Source organism: Pseudomonas sp. KBS0710, from assembly GCF_005938045.2.
Classification (GTDB): domain Bacteria; phylum Pseudomonadota; class Gammaproteobacteria; order Pseudomonadales; family Pseudomonadaceae; genus Aquipseudomonas.
Genome location: NZ_VCCF02000001.1, coordinates 3393927 through 3413602, shown reverse-complemented (window position 1 = coordinate 3413602; position 19676 = coordinate 3393927). Strand labels below are relative to the sequence as shown.

General features: G+C 59.5%; 21 protein-coding genes and 2 pseudogenes. 12 read left to right on the top strand and 11 right to left on the bottom strand.

Annotated features, from left to right (window positions below; translation table 11 throughout):
• The first annotated feature begins 230 nt into the window (after window positions 1–230).
• Genes FFI16_RS15270 through FFI16_RS15245 form a run of 6 tightly spaced genes read left to right on the top strand, consistent with a single transcriptional unit; the run spans window position 231 to window position 6171 of the window.
• Window positions 231–1325 (top strand): ABC transporter ATP-binding protein, encoded by a 1095-nt coding sequence (locus FFI16_RS15270; RefSeq protein ID WP_138815601.1) that lies wholly within the window; start codon window positions 231–233, stop codon window positions 1323–1325.
• Window positions 1325–2422: an ABC transporter ATP-binding protein gene (locus FFI16_RS15265; protein ID WP_138815602.1), complete on the top strand. Its 1098-nt coding sequence runs from the start codon at window positions 1325–1327 to the stop codon at window positions 2420–2422. Before FFI16_RS15270 ends, FFI16_RS15265 begins: the two co-directional genes overlap by 1 nt.
• Window positions 2419–3285, top strand: a complete 867-nt coding sequence (locus tag FFI16_RS15260; RefSeq protein WP_017137728.1) for a carbohydrate ABC transporter permease — start codon at window positions 2419–2421, stop codon at window positions 3283–3285. The genes FFI16_RS15265 and FFI16_RS15260 overlap by 4 nt, the downstream gene beginning before the upstream one ends.
• 10 nt (window positions 3286–3295) lie before the next feature.
• A complete protein-coding gene (locus FFI16_RS15255) occupies window positions 3296–4096 on the top strand; it encodes a carbohydrate ABC transporter permease (RefSeq protein WP_003174634.1) in 801 nt (266 codons plus the stop codon).
• An 11-nt stretch (window positions 4097–4107) separates the two neighbouring features.
• Window positions 4108–4380, top strand: a complete 273-nt coding sequence (locus tag FFI16_RS15250) for a DUF2160 domain-containing protein (RefSeq protein WP_026013758.1) — start codon at window positions 4108–4110, stop codon at window positions 4378–4380.
• 48 nt (window positions 4381–4428) lie between these two features.
• Window positions 4429–6171: an ABC transporter substrate-binding protein gene (locus FFI16_RS15245; protein WP_065930235.1), complete on the top strand. Its 1743-nt coding sequence runs from the start codon at window positions 4429–4431 to the stop codon at window positions 6169–6171.
• A 72-nt stretch (window positions 6172–6243) separates the two neighbouring features.
• Here FFI16_RS15245 and FFI16_RS15240 read toward each other — a convergent pair whose 3' ends face one another.
• Window positions 6244–6675, bottom strand: a complete 432-nt coding sequence (locus FFI16_RS15240; protein WP_138815603.1) for a hypothetical protein — start codon at window positions 6673–6675, stop codon at window positions 6244–6246.
• A gap of 167 nt (window positions 6676–6842) precedes the next feature.
• On the opposite strand from FFI16_RS15240, the gene FFI16_RS15235 reads away from it, so the two are divergent.
• The gene (locus FFI16_RS15235) at window positions 6843–7856 is read left to right on the top strand and encodes an ABC transporter substrate-binding protein (RefSeq protein WP_138815604.1); all 1014 of its coding nucleotides are present in this window, start codon (window positions 6843–6845) and stop codon (window positions 7854–7856) included.
• 145 nt (window positions 7857–8001) lie between these two features.
• Here the strand turns inward: FFI16_RS15235 and FFI16_RS15225 are convergent, their stop codons facing one another.
• Window positions 8002–8790 (bottom strand): helix-turn-helix domain-containing protein, encoded by a 789-nt coding sequence (locus FFI16_RS15225; RefSeq protein WP_099488666.1) that lies wholly within the window; start codon window positions 8788–8790, stop codon window positions 8002–8004.
• Between the two features lie 85 nt (window positions 8791–8875).
• Here FFI16_RS15225 and FFI16_RS15220 point away from each other — a divergent pair, with 85 nt between their 5' ends.
• From FFI16_RS15220 to FFI16_RS15205, 4 genes are all read left to right on the top strand, one after another.
• Window positions 8876–9874 (top strand): bile acid:sodium symporter family protein, encoded by a 999-nt coding sequence (locus FFI16_RS15220; RefSeq protein ID WP_138815605.1) that lies wholly within the window; start codon window positions 8876–8878, stop codon window positions 9872–9874.
• Between the two features lie 86 nt (window positions 9875–9960).
• Entirely contained in the window at window positions 9961–10323 is a 363-nt protein-coding gene (locus FFI16_RS15215; protein WP_138815606.1) for a type 1 fimbrial protein, read from the top strand.
• A gap of 111 nt (window positions 10324–10434) precedes the next feature.
• The gene (locus FFI16_RS15210) at window positions 10435–11619 is read left to right on the top strand and encodes a sugar transporter (RefSeq protein WP_138815607.1); all 1185 of its coding nucleotides are present in this window, start codon (window positions 10435–10437) and stop codon (window positions 11617–11619) included.
• Between the two features lie 13 nt (window positions 11620–11632).
• The gene (locus tag FFI16_RS15205; protein WP_056857920.1) at window positions 11633–11989 is read left to right on the top strand and encodes a lysozyme inhibitor LprI family protein; all 357 of its coding nucleotides are present in this window, start codon (window positions 11633–11635) and stop codon (window positions 11987–11989) included.
• 60 nt (window positions 11990–12049) lie between these two features.
• Here FFI16_RS15205 and FFI16_RS15200 read toward each other — a convergent pair whose 3' ends face one another.
• Together FFI16_RS15200 and FFI16_RS15195 are read right to left on the bottom strand one after the other, a co-directional pair.
• Window positions 12050–12298 carry a hypothetical protein gene (locus tag FFI16_RS15200; RefSeq protein WP_056858072.1) on the bottom strand — a complete coding sequence of 83 codons (249 nt, stop codon included), beginning with the start codon at window positions 12296–12298 and terminating at the stop codon, window positions 12050–12052.
• A 465-nt stretch (window positions 12299–12763) separates the two neighbouring features.
• A pseudogene (locus FFI16_RS15195) lies at window positions 12764–13108 on the bottom strand (transaldolase family protein); the annotation flags it as partial.
• A 5-nt stretch (window positions 13109–13113) separates the two neighbouring features.
• On the opposite strand from FFI16_RS15195, the pseudogene FFI16_RS15190 reads away from it, so the two are divergent.
• Window positions 13114–13257 (top strand): annotated as a pseudogene (locus tag FFI16_RS15190) (sugar transporter); the annotation flags it as partial.
• 144 nt (window positions 13258–13401) lie between these two features.
• Here the strand turns inward: FFI16_RS15190 and FFI16_RS15185 are convergent.
• From FFI16_RS15185 to FFI16_RS15155, 7 genes are all read right to left on the bottom strand, one after another.
• Complete coding sequence (locus tag FFI16_RS15185; protein ID WP_138815608.1) at window positions 13402–13620, bottom strand: hypothetical protein; 219 nt, start codon at window positions 13618–13620, stop codon at window positions 13402–13404.
• 316 nt (window positions 13621–13936) lie between these two features.
• Window positions 13937–14155, bottom strand: coding sequence for a hypothetical protein (locus FFI16_RS15180; RefSeq protein ID WP_138815609.1), 219 nt, complete (start codon window positions 14153–14155; stop codon window positions 13937–13939).
• Between the two features lie 322 nt (window positions 14156–14477).
• Complete coding sequence (tal, locus tag FFI16_RS15175; RefSeq protein ID WP_138815610.1) at window positions 14478–15401, bottom strand: transaldolase; 924 nt, start codon at window positions 15399–15401, stop codon at window positions 14478–14480.
• 23 nt (window positions 15402–15424) lie between these two features.
• Window positions 15425–16378: a sugar-binding transcriptional regulator gene (locus tag FFI16_RS15170; RefSeq protein WP_138815611.1), complete on the bottom strand. Its 954-nt coding sequence runs from the start codon at window positions 16376–16378 to the stop codon at window positions 15425–15427.
• A gap of 45 nt (window positions 16379–16423) precedes the next feature.
• The gene (locus FFI16_RS15165) at window positions 16424–17224 is read right to left on the bottom strand and encodes an SDR family oxidoreductase (protein WP_138815612.1); all 801 of its coding nucleotides are present in this window, start codon (window positions 17222–17224) and stop codon (window positions 16424–16426) included.
• A 20-nt stretch (window positions 17225–17244) separates the two neighbouring features.
• Window positions 17245–18009 (bottom strand): SDR family oxidoreductase, encoded by a 765-nt coding sequence (locus FFI16_RS15160; RefSeq protein ID WP_138815613.1) that lies wholly within the window; start codon window positions 18007–18009, stop codon window positions 17245–17247.
• Window positions 18010–18155: 146 nt separating this feature from the next.
• Window positions 18156–19664 (bottom strand): sugar ABC transporter ATP-binding protein, encoded by a 1509-nt coding sequence (locus FFI16_RS15155; protein WP_138815614.1) that lies wholly within the window; start codon window positions 19662–19664, stop codon window positions 18156–18158.
• Window positions 19665–19676 lie beyond the last annotated feature (12 nt).

The window sequence follows — 19676 nt, the reverse complement described above, 5'->3', positions numbered from 1 at the left end:
CTGGCTTGCCTGCTCCCACATTAAATCTGTGGCGCCCAACGATTGTTGTTCAGAACTGTTCAATGTCAACCCGCCCGCTGTTCAATTGTTCAGCGCTGGTTGTTCACTTGTGTTCATGCCTGAGCATCCTGTTCGGCCCATTTCCTTATAGATCAACCACCTGCCACTTCTGGCACGAAACTCGCTGCTACGAATGGCCAGAATCATTCCAATAATAAAAAGGGCGTGTCATGTCATTGACCCTGGAACATGTCTCCCGCGTTGTCGAAGGCCAGACCTGGATCGACGACGCCAACCTGCGTTTCGAAGCCGGTTCCTTCAACGTCTTGCTCGGCCGCACGCTGTCCGGCAAGACCAGCCTGATGCGCCTGATGGCCGGGCTGGACAAGCCCGACAGCGGCCGCATCCTGATGAACGGCGTAGACGTCACCCACAAGCCGGTGCGCCTGCGCAACGTGTCGATGGTCTACCAGCAGTTCATCAATTACCCGACCATGACCGTGTTCGAAAACATCGCCTCGCCGTTGCGTCAGGCCGGTGTGTCCAACGACCTGATTCACAGCAAGGTGCTGGAGACCGCGCAGATGCTGCGCATCGAGAAGTTCCTGCAGCGCCATCCGCTGGAGCTGTCCGGTGGCCAGCAGCAACGCACGGCCATGGCCCGCGCTTTGGTCAAAGACGCCGAGCTGATCCTGTTCGATGAGCCGCTGGTGAACCTGGACTACAAACTGCGCGAAGAGCTGCGTCAGGAAATGCGCGAACTGTTCAAGGCACGCCACACCATTGCCATCTATGCCACCACCGAACCCAACGAGGCGTTGGCACTGGGTGGCACCACCACCATCCTGCACGAAGGCCGGGTGATCCAGAGCGGCAAGGCTGCCGAGGTGTATCACCAGCCCCAGACGGTGCTGGCCGCCGAGCTGTTTTCCGAGCCGCCGATCAACCTGATGCCGGGGCGTATCAGTGGCAACGAAGTCAGTTTTGCCAATGTCGTGCACTTCCCGTTGAACGTGGACCTGCGCCCCATCGGCGAAGGCGAGTTCCGTTTTGGCGTGCGCCCCAGCCATATCAGCCTGGTGCCGAGCAACGACGATGACCTGGAACTCGCGGTGACCGTGGAAGTGGCCGAGATCAGCGGCTCGGAAACCTTTTTGCATGTGCGCAGCGAGCACTTTTTGTTGGTACTGCATCTGCCGGGCGTGCATGAATACGACGTCGACGCGCCGATCCGCGTGTATATCCCCACCCATAAACTCTTTGTGTTCGATGGTCAGGGCCGTTTGGTTCAGGCTCCCGGGCGCCGCGTCGCGAGGGTTGCCTGATGGCCGAGATCCATTTGCAGAACCTCGCGCACAGCTACAGCCCTACGCCCAATGGGCCTGAGGACTACGCCATTCGGGCCATGAACCATGTGTGGGAGCAGGGCGGCGCCTATGCCTTGCTCGGGCCGTCGGGCTGCGGCAAGTCGACATTGCTCAATATCATCTCCGGCTTGCTCAGCCCGTCCGAAGGCCAGGTGTTGTTTGACGCTAAAGTGGTCAACGACCTCACTCCCGAGAAACGCAATATCGCCCAGGTGTTCCAGTTCCCGGTGGTGTACGACACCATGACGGTGTTCGACAACCTGGCGTTTCCGCTGCGAAACCAGGGCATGGCCGAGGCGAAAATTCACAGCAAGGTGCAGGAAATTGCCGAAGTCCTCGACCTGCAAGCCCTGCTGAGCAAAAAAGCCCGCAACCTCACGGCCGACGAAAAACAAAAAGTCTCCATGGGCCGTGGCCTGGTGCGCGATGACGTGTCAGCGATCCTGTTCGACGAACCGCTGACGGTGATCGACCCGCACCTCAAATGGAAATTGCGCCGCAAGCTCAAGCAGATTCACGAGCAGTTCAATATCACCATGGTCTACGTCACCCACGACCAGCTTGAGGCGTCGACCTTCGCTGACAAAATCGCGGTGATGTACGGCGGGCAGATCGTGCAGTTCGGCACCCCGCGTGAGTTGTTCGAGCGGCCGAGCCACACCTTTGTCGGCTATTTCATTGGCAGCCCCGGGATGAATCTGATCGAGGTGCGGGTCGAAGCCGGCGGCGTGCGCTTTGCCAGTACGTTGTTGCCGCTGTCCGAGGCCTTGCAACAGCGCCTGCGCGCGGCGGACTACAAAAAGCTGCAGGTGGGTATCCGCCCGGAATTTATCCACGTGTGGGACGAGTACAACCCTGACGCCCTGCAGGCCGACGTCATCCATGTGGAAGACCTCGGTACCTACAAGATCATGACCCTCAACCTCGACGGCGCACCATTGAAGGTGCGCCTGGCCGAAGACAAACCGGTGCCCGAAGGCAAAGCCTCGATCAGTTTTCCCGCGCAATGGTTGATGGTGTACGCCGACGATTACCTGCTGGAGGTGCAGCCATGAACAAGGTGCAGAACAACAAGGCCTGGTGGCTGGTGTTGCCGGTGTTCCTGCTGGTGGCGTTCAGCGCGGTGATCCCGATGATGACCGTGGTCAACTATTCGGTGCAGGACATTTTCGATCAGTCCAGCCGCTACTTTGTCGGTGCCGACTGGTACAAGCAGGTGTTGCTTGACCCACGCCTGCATGACTCCTTGCTGCGTCAGTTCATCTACTCGGCCTGCGTGCTGCTGATCGAAATCCCGCTGGGCATCGCCATCGCCCTGACCATGCCGACCAAGGGCCGCTGGTCATCACTGGTGCTGATCATCCTGGCGATTCCGCTGCTGATCCCGTGGAACGTGGTCGGCACCATCTGGCAGATTTTTGGCCGCGCCGACATTGGCTTGTTGGGTTCGACGCTCAACGCCATGGGCATCAACTACAACTATGCGGCCAACACCATGGACGCCTGGGTGACGGTGCTGGTGATGGACGTGTGGCACTGGACGTCACTGGTGGCGTTGCTGTGCTACTCGGGGCTGCGTGCGATTCCGGATGTGTACTACCAGGCCGCGCGGATTGATCGCGCATCCGCCTGGGCGGTGTTCCGACATATCCAGTTGCCAAAAATGAAAAGCGTGCTGCTGATCGCGGTGATGTTGCGCTTTATGGACAGCTTCATGATCTACACCGAACCCTTCGTGCTGACGGGCGGCGGGCCGGGTAATGCCACCACGTTCCTCAGTCAGACCTTGACCCAAATGGCCGTAGGCCAATTCGACCTGGGCCCGGCGGCGGCGTTTTCCCTGGTGTATTTCCTGATCATTCTGTTGGTGTCCTGGCTGTTCTACACCGCCATGACCCACTCCGACGCCAACCGCTGAGGCCGCCAACATGAGCAAGCGCAAGGTTATCCCGCTGCTGATCTACATCCTGTTTCTGCTGGTGCCGATCTACTGGCTGCTGAATATGTCCTTCAAGAGCAACACCGAAATCCTCGGCGGGCTGACCCTGTTTCCGCAGGACTTTACCCTGGCCAACTACAAGGTGATCTTCACCGACCCGAGCTGGTACACCGGCTACCTCAATTCGCTGTATTACGTGAGCCTGAACACGGTGATCTCCCTGAGCGTGGCGCTGCCGGCCGCCTATGCGTTTTCGCGTTATCGCTTCTTGGGCGACAAGCACCTGTTCTTCTGGTTGCTGACCAACCGTATGGCGCCGCCGGCGGTGTTTTTGCTGCCGTTTTTCCAGCTGTATTCGTCCATCGGCCTGTTTGATACGCACATCGCCGTGGCGCTGGCGCATTGCCTGTTCAACGTGCCGTTGGCGGTGTGGATCCTGGAAGGTTTCATGTCCGGCGTGCCCAAGGAAATCGACGAAACCGCCTACATCGACGGCTATAGCTTTCCCAAGTTTTTCGTGAAGATTTTTATTCCGTTGATTGGCTCCGGTATCGGTGTGACCGCGTTTTTCTGCTTTATGTTTTCCTGGGTCGAACTGCTGCTGGCGCGCACCTTGACCTCGGTTAACGCCAAGCCCATCGCGGCGGTGATGACGCGCACGGTCTCGGCCTCCGGCATTGATTGGGGCGTGCTGGCAGCGGCGGGGGTGTTGACCATCCTGCCGGGCATGCTGGTGATCTGGTTTGTTCGCAACCACGTGGCCAAGGGCTTTGCCCTGGGCCGGGTCTAGAGGGTTCGATGATGGAATGGATGGCCTGGACCACCCCGACCGCACTGTTCTTTGTGACGATTGGCCTGCTGCTGGCGGGCATGACCACCTGGGAACTGCGTTCGCCGAGTATTCCTCGGCGCGGCTTGTTGCCGATCAGCACCACCCGTGGTGATCGTTTGTTTATCGGTCTTCTCGGCAGCGCCTACCTGCATTTGCTGGTAATCGGCGTTACCGACTGGAGCATCTGGGTGGCGTCTGCGCTATCCCTGGTATGGCTGTTGAGTGTGATGCGTTGGGGCTAGTGCCCTTATGAACTAGTGCCCTTATGAATAAACCACCAGGAGGTCTCTATGTTGAATAAAAACAATAAGCTGCGACATAGCATTTCATTGGCCGCCGTACTGGCCTTAAGCGGTTTGAGCGCCACGGCCTGGGCCGATGCGTATGAAGATGCCGCGAAAAAATGGATCGGCAGCGAGTTCAAACCATCTACCCTCACCGAGGCCCAGCAGCTCGAAGAGTTGAAGTGGTTTATCAAGGCGTCGGAACCGTTCCGTGGGATGAAGATCAACGTGGTGTCGGAAACCCTCACCACCCACGAGTACGAATCCAAGGTACTGGCCAAGGCCTTCAGCGAAATCACCGGCATCAAGCTGACCCACGACCTGCTGCAGGAGGGCGACGTGGTGGAGAAGCTGCAAACCCAGATGCAGTCCGACAAGAACATCTATGACGGCTGGGTTAACGATTCCGACTTGATCGGTACGCACTTTCGCTACGGCAAGACCGAATCCATCACCGACCTGATGGCCAACGAGGGCAAGGACTTCACCTCGCCGACCCTGGATATCAAGGACTTTATCGGCATCTCCTTTACCACCGCGCCGGACGGCAAGATCTACCAGTTGCCCGACCAGCAGTTCGCCAACCTCTACTGGTTCCGCGCCGACTGGTTTGAGCGCGCGGACCTCAAAGCCAAGTTCAAGGAAAAATACGGCTACGAGCTGGGTGTGCCGGTGAACTGGTCAGCCTATGAAGACATCGCCAAGTTCTTCAGCGAAGACGTCAAGGAAATCGACGGCAAACGTATTTATGGGCACATGGACTACGGCAAAAAAGACCCGTCCCTGGGCTGGCGCTTCACCGATGCCTGGTTCTCCATGGCCGGTGGTGGTGACAAGGGCCTGCCCAACGGTTTGCCGGTGGACGAGTGGGGCATACGCGTTGAGGACTGCCACCCGGTGGGCTCCAGCGTCACCCGTGGCGGCGACACCAACGGCCCGGCCGCCGTGTTTGCCACGCAAAAGTACGTGGACTGGATGAAAGCCTACGCGCCACCGGAAGCGGCGGGCATGACCTTCTCCGAATCCGGGCCGGTGCCGTCCCAGGGCAATATCGCCCAGCAGATCTTCTGGTACACCGCGTTTACGGCCGACATGACCAAACCGGGCCTGCCGGTGGTGAACGCCGACGGCACGCCGAAGTGGCGCATGGCGCCGTCGCCGGTCGGGCCGTATTGGGAAAAGGGCATGAAGAAAGGCTATCAGGACGTGGGTTCCTGGACCTTCCTCAAGTCCACGCCCGAGAAACAAAAGCTTGCGGCCTGGCTGTACGCGCAGTTCGTGACCTCAAAAACCGTATCACTGAAGAAAACCATCGTTGGCCTGACGCCAATTCGTGAGTCTGATATCAACTCCCAGGCCATGACCGACATGGCACCGAAACTTGGCGGGTTGGTGGAGTTCTACCGCAGCCCGGCGCGGGTCGAGTGGACCCCGACCGGCACCAACGTGCCCGACTACCCACGCCTGGCGCAGCTGTGGTGGAGCAACATCGCCGCAGCAGCCAGCGGCGAGAAAACCCCGCAACAGGCGCTGGACAACCTGGCCAAGGAACAGGACGCGATCATGACGCGCCTGGAACGCTCCAAAGTGCAACCGGTGTGCGGCCCGAAAATGAACCCGGAGCGGGATGCGCAATACTGGTTTGACCAGCCGGGTGCGCCGAAGCCCAAGCTGGCGAATGAGAAGCCTAAAGGTGAGACCGTGGCTTATGGTGATCTGCTTAAGCAGTGGGAGGCGGCGCGCAAGTAACCCATAGGCCGAAACACTGTACCTGTGGCGAGGGAGCAAGCTCCCTCGCCACAAGGGCAGGTAAATACCGAGTTAAGCGGCGGCCTGCGGTTGAACCTGCAATTCACCTTCCACATCCTTGACCAACCCACTGGCCAAAAACAACGGCGCCACACGCTTGTGCATCTGCGGCTCGACAAACTCTTTCACCGTCTCCAGCACCAACACACCACTGAGCGGCAGCTCGGCCTTGGTGTAGGACAGCCAGGCTTTCTTCAACACCATCAACACATCACTGCCCGCCGTTGAGGCGAAGCGGCGGTGCGTGGGTTTGCCGTCAAAGCTGAAAGTGTGCTGGAACGCGTAGCCGGTTTCGTCACCGTTGGCGGCGGTGCAGCGCACGCAGGTGCAAGGGCCATCGCCAAATGCGCTGCGCAGGTAAGCGTTGAAGTCCACCACGGGCTTGAGTGACAGGCGCTTATCGACCTCGAACAGATCCCCAGTCATTTTATCGTCAGTGTTCAACGTCTATTTCCTCGCAGGTTGGCAGGTGTATTTCAAAGCGCGGCACAATAACAGCCACACGGCATTTTGGGGATGATTAGCATAACAATAGATCCCGATATTCTTTTCGTGTCTTAAAAAACGCCGCTACGCTCCATCACCTTCTCGATATCGCAGCGGACCTCTTCATGACTTTCAAGCGCTCCTCCCTGACCCTGTTGGCCGCGTCCCTGGCGGCCGCGAGTGCCTTGCTCAGCCCTGGCGCCCAGGCTGAAGGCAAGATCAGCATTGCCCAGCAATTCGGTATCGGCTACCTGATCCTCGACGTGGTGCGCGACCAGCACCTGATCGAAAAACATGGCAAGGAGCAGGGCCTGGACATCAAGGTGGAGTGGAACAGCATTTCCGGCGCCACCGCCATGAATGAATCGCTGCTGGCCGGCGCCCTAGATGTAGTTTCGGCCGGTGTGCCGCCGATGCTCACGCTGTGGGACCGTACCAAGGGCAAGCAGAACGTCAAGGCCATCGCCTCCCTGGGTTCGATGCCCAATTACCTGCTGACCAATAACCCCAACGTGAAGACCTTGCAGGACTTCACCGACAAAGACCGCATCGCCGTGCCTGCTGCAGGCGTAGGCTTCCAGTCGCGTACCTTGCAGATCGAAACCGCCAAGCAGTTCGGCGATGCCAATTTCAAGAAGTTTGACGACATCTCCATCAGCCTGGCCCACCCGGATGCCACGGCGGCGTTGATTGCCGGTGGTTCGGAGATCAATTCACACTTTTCCAGCCCGCCGTTTCAGTATCAGGAGTTGTTGAACCCCAAGGTGCACAAGGTGCTCAGTTCCTACGACATTCTTGGCGGGCAGGCTTCGTTTAATGTGCTCTATACCACGCAGAAATTTCACGATGAAAACCCCAAGACCTACAAGGCGTTTTATGACGCGCTGGCGGAGGCCGAGAAGATCATCAAGGCTGACAAGCCTGCTGCCGCCAAGACGTATATCCGCGTAGAGGAATCCAAGCTGCCGTTGGATCTGGTAGAGAAAATCGTCCAGGACCCGGAAATCGACTTCACCATCGTGCCGCAGCGTACGTTTATCTATGCGCAAAAGTTGCAGGAACTGGGCGTGTTGAAGAACAAGGCGGCGAGCTGGAAGGATTACTTCTTTGAGGAAGCCCATGGTGGTGATGGCAGCTAAGCGCCTTTTTTGAATTGAAATACAGTCAAAGTGTGGGAGCGGGCTTGCTCGCGAATGCGGGGTGTCAGTCAACTGGTTCATTGGCTGGTTCACCGTATTCGCGAGCAAGCCCGCTCCCACAATTAGATCTCCTGCACCTGTTATGTCAGCGGAAGAATTCGCCTGGCGTAGACTCAAACTGCTGCCGAAACGCATTGATAAACGCCGACGTCGACTCATACCCGCACCCCAGCGCCACATCCGTCACCCGCTCGCCTTGCTCCAGCGCGGGCAGGGCGCTGAGCAAGCGCAGGCGCTGACGCCAGGCGCGAAAGGTCAGCCCGGTGTCACTCAAAAACAACCGGCTCAGGGTCTTTTCACTGACCCCAAGCTTCTGGCTCCAATCTCCCAGGGTGGTCTGCTGCTCCGGGTGCAGGTTCAGGCTGCGATAAATCTGCCGCAGCCGTGGGTCATGGGGCAACGGCAGCATCAAATCCACCTGGGGCGCGGCCGCAAGCTGGTCGAGCACCACCTGGGCCAGCCGCCCGTCTGGGCCGTCTTCGGCATATTCCACCGGTAACTCGCTGAAACTGCGGATCAACTCGCGCAACAAACTGCTCACCTCCAGCACCTGGCAACGCTCGGCCGCCCAGGCGGTGACGCTGCAATCGAGGTACAGGCTGCGCATTTCCGTGTGCGGTGAACTGAACACCCGGTGCGGCACGCCCGCGGGAATCCACACCGCACGCTGGGGCGGTGCGACGAAACGGCCGACACTGGTCTGGATCTCCAGCACCCCCGAAATCGCATACGACAGCTGCACCCACGGGTGGCTGTGTCGGCGGGTCAGCGCGCGGTTGGGCAGCGATTCGGTGCGCCCATACACCGGGCGTGGCAGGCTGGAAAGCCCGGGCACACTGCGTCGGACCGTCTTGTCATGTCCTTTAGGCGGCATTTACTGGCTCATTGGCGTTAGTCGGTAACAAGCCGTTACGTTAGAGTCGCAGCGATGCTCTTGGCAACCCCTGGAAGATTTGCTTATGACCCGCCCGCGTTTTCTACCTGACAACTTCACCCTGACCCTGATCGCCACGGTGATCCTCGCCTCACTGCTGCCCGCCAGCGGCCAGACCGCCGTGGCCTTCGGCTGGGTGACTAACCTGGCCATCGCGCTGCTGTTTTTCCTGCACGGCGCCAAGCTGTCGCGCCAGGCTATCGTCGCCGGTGCCGGGCACTGGCGCCTGCATTTGCTGGTGTTCAGCCTGACCTTTGTACTGTTCCCATTGCTGGGCCTGGCGCTTAAGCCGCTGCTGTCGCCGCTGATCGGCAACGACCTGTACATGGGTATGCTGTATCTGTGTGCGCTGCCGGCCACGGTGCAATCGGCGATTGCCTTCACCTCGCTGGCGCGCGGCAACATCCCGGCAGCCATCTGCAGCGCGGCGGCCTCCAGCCTGTTCGGCATCTTCCTCACGCCGTTGCTGGTGACCTTGCTGCTTAACGTGCACGGCGATGGCGGCTCTACGGTCGATGCGATCCTGAAAATCAGCGTGCAACTGTTGCTGCCTTTTGTCGCGGGCCAGATCGCCCGACGCTGGATTGGCGAGTGGGTGGGGCGTAACAAGTCCTGGCTGAAGTTCGTCGATCAAGGCTCGATTCTGCTGGTGGTGTATGGCGCGTTCAGCGAAGCGGTCAACGAAGGCATCTGGCACCAGATCCCGCTGTGGGAACTGGGCGGTCTGGTCGTCGCCTGCTGCGTGTTGCTGGCTTTGGTGCTGGTGGCGTCCACCGTGCTGGGCAAGGCGTTCGGCTTCAGCCAGGAAGACCGCATCACCATCTTGTTCTGCGGCTCGAAGAAAAGCCTGGCCACCGGCGTGCCGATGGCCCAGGTGCTGTTCGCCGGGGCGACCATGGGCGTGCTGATTTTGCCGTTGATGCTGTTTCACCAGATCCAGTTGATGGTCTGTGCGGCGCTGGCGCAGCGTTATGCCAAGCGCCCGGAAAGCGTCCCCGAGATGATGGGCCAGGTCGATCCGTGATCCAGCGCACACCTTGGGACGATTGACCTCAAGTTAACGCCCGAGCAGACGACTTCCTTATTGAGAGCCCAATAAGGAGTGTCGGCATGAACGTTAAAGGTATTTCGGTGTTTACCGGCCTGTTTTGCCTATGGGCGGGAGCCTGTGGTGCCGCGCAGACCATAGGGCAGGGCAGCATTCAATTTCGCGGTGCCATCGTCGAACCTGGCTGTGCGACAAATGCGCGCAGTGGCGCGGTGATGGAACTGACCGGGTGTGCCAGTTCCAATCGCGGCAGCCGCTTCGAGGTGCGCAATATGGCGCCAGTGGCCAGCGTCAACGCCGCCCATGTAAAGCTGGTGGCAGACAGCGGCGACGGGCGTTATTACAACCAGCGTTACCTGCTGGTGGACGCCTTTGGGAAGCCGATCCAGTCGGGCAACTACGTGATTACCATGACCTCGCCTTAAGCCTTCGGGCGACGATCCGCGTCAACAGCGGGCCAAGAAACCTATAGAATGCTCGGCGGCGGCGCTGTTCTGCGCGGCCGTCGGATCATCGCCAGAGTATCTCGCCCGCCAATGAGCATTTCAGCCGCCACCCCCCAAGCCAATTGGCAACCGGTCATCGCCTTGGCGCTGGCCGCCTTTGTGTTCAATACCACCGAATTCGTGCCCGTCGGGTTGCTCAGCGCCATCGGTGCGAGCTTTGACATGCCCATCGCCAGCGTCGGCCTGATGCTCACCATCTATGCCTGGATCGTCTCGTTGACCTCGCTGCCGGTGATGCTGCTGACGCGTAACGTCGAGCGGCGCAAGTTGTTGATCGTGCTGTTCGGCCTGTTTATCGCCAGCCATATCCTCTCCAGCATCGCCAACAGTTTTGGCCTGCTGATGGTCAGTCGCATCGGCATTGCGTTGTCCCACGCGCTGTTCTGGTCGATTACCGCGTCCCTGGCCGTGCGCCTGGCGCCGGAAGGCAAACAGGTGCAAGCCCTTGGGTTATTGGCCACGGGCACGTCCCTTGCGATGGTGTTGGGCATTCCGCTGGGCCGCCTGCTCGGTGAAGCCATGGGCTGGCGCACCACCTTCCTGGTGATCGCCGCGTTTGCCGGCGCCCTGGTGTTCTGGCTGGCGCGCACCTTGCCGCCGCTGCCGAGCCAGAACTCCGGCTCGCTGCGCAGCCTGCCGTTGCTGTTCAAACGCCCGGCGCTGGTGGCGCTTTACGTGCTCACCGCCATGACCGTCACCGCGCAATTCACCGCCTACAGCTACATCGAACCCTTCGTTGAAGGCGTGGCCGGCCTGGGCGGCGGCGCCGTGACCCTGATTTTGCTGGTGTTCGGCGGCGCGGGCATCATCGGCTCGCTGTTGTTCAGCCTGGTACACCGTTTCAACCCGCATATTTTCGTGGTCAGCGCAGTGTTCCTGCTCGCGGCCTGCCTGACGCTGATGCTGCCCTTGAGCGGCGCCGAGTCGTACCTGGTGGTACTGAGCATTTTCTGGGGCATGGCGATCATGGGCTTCGGCCTGGCGATGCAATCGAAGGTACTGGTGCTGGCACCCGACGCCACCGACGTGGCCATGGCAATGTTCTCCGGCATCTACAACATCGGCATCGGCGGCGGCGCCCTGATGGGCAGCTGGGTCGGCAGCCACTTCGGCTTCGCCTGGATCGGCGTGGCGGGCGGGGCGTTGGCGGCGGTGGCGTTGATCGGGTATTGCCTGGCGATTCGCAAGTTCGGGACGGGTGTGGTGCGTAACTGAGGAGTAACGATTGATGATCAAACCTGCTGTTTTCGCGATGCTTGCCAGCGTGTCTGCGCTGTTGCTCAGTCCTTCGAGCGTTGCCGCCAGTTTCGACTGCGCCAAGGCTCGGGCACCTGATGAAATCACCATCTGCAAAAACGTCAGCCTGAATGACCAGGACGTGACCATGGCGTTGCTCTACGACCTGAACAAGCACTTCATGGCCATGGGCGGGCGCGGTTCATTGATGGATGGGCAGGCCGAATGGCTCAAACAACGGCATGCCTGCGGGGCGAAAGTCAGTTGCCTGAGCGCTGCTTATACGCAGCGGATCGGCATGTTGCGCGGGTTCATTGATGAGCGGGTGATGACGAAAGGGCCGTTTTGAGTCATTCCAGACGCGGCAGTTAGAGGGCGACCAAGAGGTCGCCCATTTTTCTTTACAGCCCTACGCTCGCAATCTTCGCCCAATCACATCGAGTAAATCGCAACCGTCACGCAGTGGAATACTCAACAGCAACGCGAAGTCCTGCAGCACGACTGCGTCGCTGCTGAGCCCATCGCGAAGCGCCAGGTTCTCCAGAAATTGAGTGACTGCCCGTATGCGAAACACCGCGGCATCATGCAGTGCGTCCAGTGGTGCCTGAGTGTCGATAAGCAGGGTAGGGATAGTGCAATCGGGGCCTGTGATGGGCATATACCGATCTTGTGCGGTCATGGATCTTGCTCCTATATCTGAATGAGCCGTCACCTTCTGCCGCCAAGCAGAATTAGGGTGGCGGATTACGCAAGGTTGGCGGACCGGGGATATAGGACCCGGCACTTCCGAAGAAGTCCCTGCGCAACCCGCCATTGCACGAAATCACGGGCGCAAAAAAAGCGCCTGCAATCGTGTTGGGGGCGCTGTTGCGCCTATATCTGGTCGGACCGCCAAGTCCAATCGCAGCGTTTGCTGCGAGTTGAAAGGTTAACGTGCGAGGTTCTCAGGGGCAACAGGCAAATGGGTGGGATCTAAAATTTGGATCATTCGCCTGTACGGCAATCTGCTTTTCTGTGGGAGCGGGCTCGCGAATGCGGTGGGTCAATTACAGATGAGTTGACTGACACTGCGCCTTCGCGAGCAAGCCCGCTCCCACATTTGACCGCATGCGGTTTTAGATCCTTACAGCACAACCAGCACCGCCTCCAACTTCTCCTGATCCCGCGCAAACTGGCGAATCCCCTCAGCCAGTTTTTCAGTCGCCATCGCATCTTCATTCGACGCCCAGCGGAACTGCGCTTCGGTCAATGGCTGACGCGCTTCGCCTTCTGCGCCCGGCGCCAATTTGCGTTGCAGCACGCCGTTATCGTCAGCCAGTTTTTGCAGCAGGTCAGGGCTGATAGTCAGGCGGTCGCAACCGGCCAGTTCTTCGATCTGGCTCAAGGTGCGGAAGCTGGCGCCCATCACCACGGTGTCGATTGTGTTGGCCTTGTAGTAGTTGTAGATACGCGTCACCGACTGCACGCCCTGGTATTTTGGCTGGGACCGTCACCGCACAATTCACCGCTTATAGCTACATCGAACCCTTCGTCGAAGGCGTGGCCGGCATGGGCGGTGGCGCCGTGACCCTGATTTTGCTGGTGTGCGGCGGCGCGGGCATCGTTGATCGGGTATTGCCTGGCGATTCGGCGGTTTGGGACGGGTGTAGCGTCCCGACAATGCGGTTGCTGGTCCTGTTTGTTAAAAGATAGCGAATCGATACGGTGAGAGGAGTAGGGTATTTCCCAATATCTTAAATACCCTACGACTATCCTTATATCTCAATGTATTCTGCCGGTGTTTTTGGGTGGCGATAGTTCATCGTCAATAGCCTTTTTGGCTTCATTCAGCGAACTTTTAGTAAATTTGCAAGTAGATCCGTCTGGCCGGGTGTAAGTATAAGCTATTACTTGACCAGCCAAGTTATTATTAGCGTCGTAACGCCCTCCGGTCAGGCCGTCGTGAATTTCATAGCCTTTGTAGCTCTCGATAAGCGCCATCTCATTCTTCCTCTTTAAGTTGTTTTATTAACTGGCAGGTATGGATGTGGTCTGTGAGGAGTATTCTATTTTATAGATTGAATATAGACCTGTTTAGAATGGGTTGGTACTGTCAGGCATCACAGGTTTATATACTTTTTAGCGATATAATTGGGTGTTAGGTTTGGCAGAACAGCCTCATACCTGCGGCTCTTAGAGTGGGCTGTCTGAGCAATTCCTATAAGCTGCGGATTGGGATGTTGCGCAGGTGACAGTGTCCGTATTTGAATGACAAATACAGCCGGGTTTTCATCTGCACATCAGCAAATGCGCTCGCTTAGTCGTGATGGGTTTGCTGGGAGGGAGGAGGCGAGAACTTCAGATCAACATAGCTTTTTGCCTGGGCTAACGTCGATTGGGTCAGGCTTCTTTCTCCTTTTGGGCTGATGACCGTGTAGGAGGTGGATTGATCGACCAGGTTGTTATTGCTGTCGTAACGACCGCCCGTTAGTCCCTCTTCAATTTGATAACCCCTGTAAGTTTCGACGATTGGCATGATAATGCTCCTTTTAAGGTGGTTTGCCACCACAGACTAATAAGCATCATCGGCGCCGTGTACTGTGATAATTCACAGGTTTTTATAACGTTTTGCGATAAGTTTACGTTGATCGTTCCCAAGCGAGGCATACATACATCCTGCGACGCTTAGTGTCACTAACCCAAGAGCGGACGCAGAGCGTGGGAACATTGGCAATCTGCTTTTCTGTGGGAGCGGGCTTGCTCGCGAATGCGGTGGGTCAGTTACAGATGAGTTGACTGACACTGCGCCTTCGCGAGCAAGCCCGCTCCCACATTTGACCGCATGCGGTTTTAGACCCTTACAGCGCAGCCAGCACCGACTCGAGCTTCTCCTGATCCCGCGCAAACTGGCGAATGCCTTCGGCCAGTTTTTCAGTCGCCATCGCATCTTCATTCGACGCCCAGCGGAACTGCGCTTCGGTCAATGGCTGGCGCGCTTCGCCTTCTGCGCCCGGCGCCAATTTGCGTTGCAGCACGCCGTTATCGTCAGCCAGTTTTTGCAGCAGGTCAGGGCTGATGGTCAGGCGGTCGCAACCGGCCAGTTCTTCGATCTGGCTCAAGGTGCGAAAGCTTGCGCCCATCACCACGGTGTCGATGTTGTTGGCCTTGTAGTAGTTGTAGATACGCGTTACCGACTGCACGCCTGGGTCTTCGGCACCGGTGTAGTCCAGGCCGGTGTTTTTGCGATACCAGTCGTAGATGCGGCCCACGAACGGCGAGATCAAAAACACCCCGGCATCGGCGCAGGCCTGGGCCTGGGCGAAGGAAAACAGCAGCGTGAGGTTGGTCTGGATACCGGCTTTTTCCAGGCGCTCGGCGGTGCGGATGCCTTCCCAGGTGGAGGCCAGTTTGATCAGCACGCGGTCGCGGCCGACACCGGCCTGGTCATACAGGGCGATCAGCTGGTTGGCCTTGGCCCACAACGCGTCTTCGTCGAATGACAAGCGTGCGTCGACTTCCGTGGAAATACGCCCCGGAATCACCTTGAGAATGCCCGCACCCACCGACACCGCAAAGTGATCGCAGGCCAGGTCCACATTGCCTTTGGACAGGCTCACGGCATTGCGCAGCAGTTCGGTATATTCCGGGATGGCGGCGGCCTTGAGCAGCAGCGACGGGTTGGTGGTGGCATCCACCGGGCGCAGGCGGCTGATGGCTTCCAGGTCGCCGGTGTCGCAGACCACGGTAGTGAATTGCTTGAGTTGTTCGAGCTTGGACGTCATGAGCGGCTGTCTCCAAAAAAGGGTTAGTGGTTGAGGGCCTGGGCGGTGTCGAGGTCGGTGATCAGTACGTCGAGGTAGCCGCCCTTGAGCGCGCCGCGGATGGCCTGCACCTTGTTCAGCCCGCCGGCCAGGCCGAGCACGCGTTGGATCGAGCGCAATTTTGGCAGCGCCACCGACACTACAAATTCTTCGTCTTCTTCCAGCACCGGGTTGCCCTGGGCATCGAAGTAGCGCAGGCAGATATCACCCACCGCGCCGCGTTCGGCCAGCAGGCGCAGCATGTCTTCGGTGTAGTAGTTGCCGCTGTTGCGCAGCAATTGCGAGGGCTCCAGGTCACCAATGCCGACAATCGCCAGAGTGATGCTGTCAAAGCGCTGCAGCACCTCCTTGACCTCTTCCATCTCGACAATGCGCTGCTTGCTTTCCACCGATTGCTCGATGCTTTGCGACGGCAGCAAAAACGCCGGGCAGTTGAGCAGGGTGGCCAGGCGCTGGGTGAGCAAGGTGGCTTCAAACGCGCCTTTGTTGCCGACGCCACCGAGCAATTGCACCACTTCCTGGGCGCCTTGCTTGCCCGGTTGCGCATGCAGATGGCCGACCATGGCGCGGATGGTGCTGCTCCACGATGAAATGCCGATGTGGTCCTGGGGCGACAGGCTGGTCTCCAGGTAATGCGCGGCGGCCGAGCCGATGGCCTGCTTGATGCTTTCGTCGTTGCCCGGCTCGGTGGCTTCCACCACGACCACCTGGCGCACTCCGTAGCGGCGCTGCAACTGGGTTTCCAGCTCCAGGTGCAGGCCTTGCAGGCGCATCACGCTGATCTTCACCACGCCTTCCTGCAGCGCCCGGCGCAAGGCGCGGCTGATAAAAGACTGCGAAAGGTCCAGCTGCGCGGAGATTTCGGACTGCTTGAGCCCTTCTTCGTAATAGAGGCTCGCGATCTTGGTGATCAGGCGCTGTTCTTCGATCTGGCTCATGAAGGCCTCAGTTGATGTTTCAATGCCGGTGAGGATACCAAACCCTTACGACATGATCAGGCCGCCGTCGATATTGATTGCCTGGCCCGTCAGGTAAGCCGCGTCATCGGAGGCCAGAAACGCCACCAGCCCGGCCACATCCGAGGGTTTGCCGGCGCGGCGCAGGGGGATGTTCTTGACCCATTCGGCCATCAACTCACCTTTGCCATAACGTTTTTCCTCGGTGCTGAGGATCTCGCCCCACACGCGGTCGTTGTAGTCCCACATCTCGCTTTCAATAATGCCGGGGCAAAAGGCGTTGACCGTGATGTTATGCCGCGCCAGCTCCAGCGCCAGGCTCTGGGTGATGCCGATCACGCCCATTTTGCTCGCGGCGTAGTGCGGTGTGTAGATAAACCCCTGGCGGCCCTGGCCGGACGAAGTATTGATCAGCCGCCCACTGCCTTGCTTGACCATGTATTTGGCGGCTTCACGGCAACCCAGCCACACGCCGGTGGTGTTGACCTGCAGCACCTTGTCGAAGTCGGCGCGAGGCATTTTGTCGTAGTGGTCGATGGTGATGATGCCGGCGTTCTGCACCGATACATCAATGCTGCCAAAACGTGCGTGGCCTTCGCGGTAAAGCTTTTCGATGTCACTTTCGCAGGTCACATCGATGCCCAGGGCCAGGGTCTCGACCTGGTATTCCTTGGCCAATTGCTCGGCAGTGAAGGTCACGCGTTCCAGGTCGTTGGAGGCCAGCACCAGGTGAGCGCCTTCCTGGGCGAAGCGCTCGGCAATCCCGGCGCCGATGCCACGGCAGGCACCGGTGATGACTACAGTTTTACCGCTGAATCGTTGCGACATGACAGGCTCCAAAAAAAGGTTTACCAGCAGACAAAACCGCCATCGACCAACAAGTCGACGCCGGTGCAAAAGGACGACGCCTGGCTGACCAGAAAGATCGCCGGGCCGACCATTTCGTCCACGCTGGCCATGCGGCCCATGGGCGTGGTCTGTTCAAAGATCTTCACCTGGTCGGCGACTTCCGGCCGCGAGTTCATGGGTGTGGCGGTGTAGCCGGGGCTGATGCAGTTGACCCGCAGGCCCTTGTCGGCCCATTCCATCGCCAGGCTTTTGCTCAGATGGATCACGCCGGCCTTGGAGGTGTTGTAGTGCGCCTGCAGCAGGCCACGGTTGACGATGCTGCCGGACATCGAGGCGATATTGACGATGGCGCCTTTGCCACGCGGCAGCATCACGGCGGCCTGGGCCTGGCAACTCAAGAAGATGCCGGTGAGGTTGATGTCCAGCGTGGCCTGCCAGCGTTGCAGTTCCAGGTCTTCGGCGGCTTGGGCGTTAGCAATGCCGGCGCAATTGACCGCCACGCTCAACTCGCCGAGTTCGCTTTCGGTGCGGGCCACGGCTGCGTCGAGGGTGGCGCGGTCGGTGACCGTGCCGCTCAAGGCCAGGGCGCGACGGCCGAGGGTCTGGATGCGTTCGACGGTGCTGGCGATGCCGGGGCTGCCGGGCAGGTCAAAGCAGGCCACGTCGGCGCCGGCTTCGGCCAGGCCCACAGCGATGGCCTGGCCGATGCCGCTGCCGGCACCGGTCACAAACGCGACTTGGCCGTTAAGACTAAAAAGTTGCATGCATTACTCCATTCTTGAAATCACAGTACAACCCCTGTGGGAGCTGGCTTGCCTGCGATAGCGGTTGTTCAGTCACATCTGTAGTGGCTGGGCCACCGCTATCGCAGGCAAGCCAGCTCCCACAGTTGATCTCTAGTGTTTGCGGGTTAAGCGGTGGCCATTTCCATCACCGAAACCGGCGTGGCCTCGCCGCGTTCCAGAATCCCCATCTGCCGCCCCCGGCTCATGACCATCACCCGATGGGACAGCCCCAGCACTTCATCCAGATCCGAACTCACCACAATCACCGCCATGCCCTTGGCCGCCAGGTCTGCGATCACTTCATAAATCGCGGCGCGTGCGCCCACGTCGATCCCGCGTGTGGGCTCATCGAGGATGAACACCTTGGGGTTGCGCGCCAGCCACTTGGCAATGATCACTTTCTGCTGGTTGCCACCGGACAAACTCGAAATTCGCGACTGCGGCGCGCCTTTCACGCCCAGGCGCGCCACCGCCGTGCGCGCAAACTCGCGCAGTGGGGCAGGGAACACCCAGCCGCGCTTATCGAGCAGGTCGGTGTTGCCATAAATCAGGTTGTCTTCGATGCGATGCTCCACCACCACGCCTTGTTGCTTGCGGTCTTCGGGCACCAGCACCACACCGGCCTGGATCGCTTCGAACGGCGAGCGCAATTGGCGAACTTGGCCATCGAGCTGCATGTGGCCCTGGATGTCCTGGGCCGCTCCGGCAATGGTGCGTACCAGTTCGGTGCGCCCGGCGCCGACCACTCCGGCAATGCCGAATACCTCACCGGCGCGCACGCTGAAATCAATGTCATGCAGGGCAAACTCACGGCAGCTCAAGCCCTTGACCTGCAACATCACCTGCTCTTTGGGCGCCTGCAACGTGGGGAAAATCCGCTCCAGGCTGCGCCCGACCATCTGCTCCACCAACTCACGCACCGGCACCTGGGCCGTGGCGTGCAGGGCGATCTGGCGACCGTCGCGCAGCACCAGCACGCGGTCGGCGATGCGTGCGATTTCTTCCAGGCGATGGCTGATATAGATAAACGAAACGCCCTCGGCCTTGAGCCGCTCGACTTGTTGAAAGAGCAACTCGGTTTCTTCGCCGCCCAACGCGGCGGTGGGTTCATCCAGGATCAGCAGGCGTGCCTTGAGGGTCAGCGCCTTGGCGATTTCCACCAGTTGCTGCGCCGCCACGCTCAGCCCTTCGACCTTGCGCGATGCCGGCACGTTGAGCCCCAGGCGCTCCAGCTGGATCTGCGCCTGGGCTTCGATGTACTCGCGGTCGACCCGCCCGTGACGCATGGGCAGGCGGCCAACAAAGATGTTCTCGGCAATCGACAATTGCGGCAGCAGGCGGATTTCCTGGTGGATCAAACCGATCCCCGCGCCCAATGCCGCACCCGGTGAGGCGGGTGCGTAGGCCTGGCCCAGCCAGGTCATGCTGCCGCCGGCTTCGGGTTGCACCAGCCCGGCGATAATCGACGACAAGGTGGATTTGCCCGCGCCGTTCTCGCCGAGCAAGGCCAGTACTTCGCCGGGACGGATATCCACGTTGACCTGCGACAGCACCTGCACCGGGCCATAGGCCTTGCTGATGTTGCGCAGGCACAGCACCGCGTCGGCTGCTGTGTCCAGAGCTGCTGCTTGCATGGCGACCTCCCA

Coding starts and splice junctions, on each gene's coding strand:
- FFI16_RS15270 (WP_138815601.1), top strand. CDS start 231: ATGTCATTGACCCTGGAACATGTCTCCCGCGTTGTCGAAGGCCAGACC.
- FFI16_RS15265 (WP_138815602.1), top strand. CDS start 1,325: ATGGCCGAGATCCATTTGCAGAACCTCGCGCACAGCTACAGCCCTACG.
- FFI16_RS15260 (WP_017137728.1), top strand. CDS start 2,419: ATGAACAAGGTGCAGAACAACAAGGCCTGGTGGCTGGTGTTGCCGGTG.
- FFI16_RS15255 (WP_003174634.1), top strand. CDS start 3,296: ATGAGCAAGCGCAAGGTTATCCCGCTGCTGATCTACATCCTGTTTCTG.
- FFI16_RS15250 (WP_026013758.1), top strand. CDS start 4,108: ATGGAATGGATGGCCTGGACCACCCCGACCGCACTGTTCTTTGTGACG.
- FFI16_RS15245 (WP_065930235.1), top strand. CDS start 4,429: ATGTTGAATAAAAACAATAAGCTGCGACATAGCATTTCATTGGCCGCC.
- FFI16_RS15235 (WP_138815604.1), top strand. CDS start 6,843: ATGACTTTCAAGCGCTCCTCCCTGACCCTGTTGGCCGCGTCCCTGGCG.
- FFI16_RS15225 (WP_099488666.1), bottom strand. CDS start 8,790: ATGCCGCCTAAAGGACATGACAAGACGGTCCGACGCAGTGTGCCCGGG.
- FFI16_RS15220 (WP_138815605.1), top strand. CDS start 8,876: ATGACCCGCCCGCGTTTTCTACCTGACAACTTCACCCTGACCCTGATC.
- FFI16_RS15215 (WP_138815606.1), top strand. CDS start 9,961: ATGAACGTTAAAGGTATTTCGGTGTTTACCGGCCTGTTTTGCCTATGG.
- FFI16_RS15210 (WP_138815607.1), top strand. CDS start 10,435: ATGAGCATTTCAGCCGCCACCCCCCAAGCCAATTGGCAACCGGTCATC.
- FFI16_RS15205 (WP_056857920.1), top strand. CDS start 11,633: ATGATCAAACCTGCTGTTTTCGCGATGCTTGCCAGCGTGTCTGCGCTG.
- FFI16_RS15200 (WP_056858072.1), bottom strand. CDS start 12,298: ATGCCCATCACAGGCCCCGATTGCACTATCCCTACCCTGCTTATCGAC.
- FFI16_RS15185 (WP_138815608.1), bottom strand. CDS start 13,620: ATGGCGCTTATCGAGAGCTACAAAGGCTATGAAATTCACGACGGCCTG.
- FFI16_RS15180 (WP_138815609.1), bottom strand. CDS start 14,155: ATGCCAATCGTCGAAACTTACAGGGGTTATCAAATTGAAGAGGGACTA.
- tal (WP_138815610.1), bottom strand. CDS start 15,401: ATGACGTCCAAGCTCGAACAACTCAAGCAATTCACTACCGTGGTCTGC.
- FFI16_RS15170 (WP_138815611.1), bottom strand. CDS start 16,378: ATGAGCCAGATCGAAGAACAGCGCCTGATCACCAAGATCGCGAGCCTC.
- FFI16_RS15165 (WP_138815612.1), bottom strand. CDS start 17,224: ATGTCGCAACGATTCAGCGGTAAAACTGTAGTCATCACCGGTGCCTGC.
- FFI16_RS15160 (WP_138815613.1), bottom strand. CDS start 18,009: ATGCAACTTTTTAGTCTTAACGGCCAAGTCGCGTTTGTGACCGGTGCC.
- FFI16_RS15155 (WP_138815614.1), bottom strand. CDS start 19,664: ATGCAAGCAGCAGCTCTGGACACAGCAGCCGACGCGGTGCTGTGCCTG.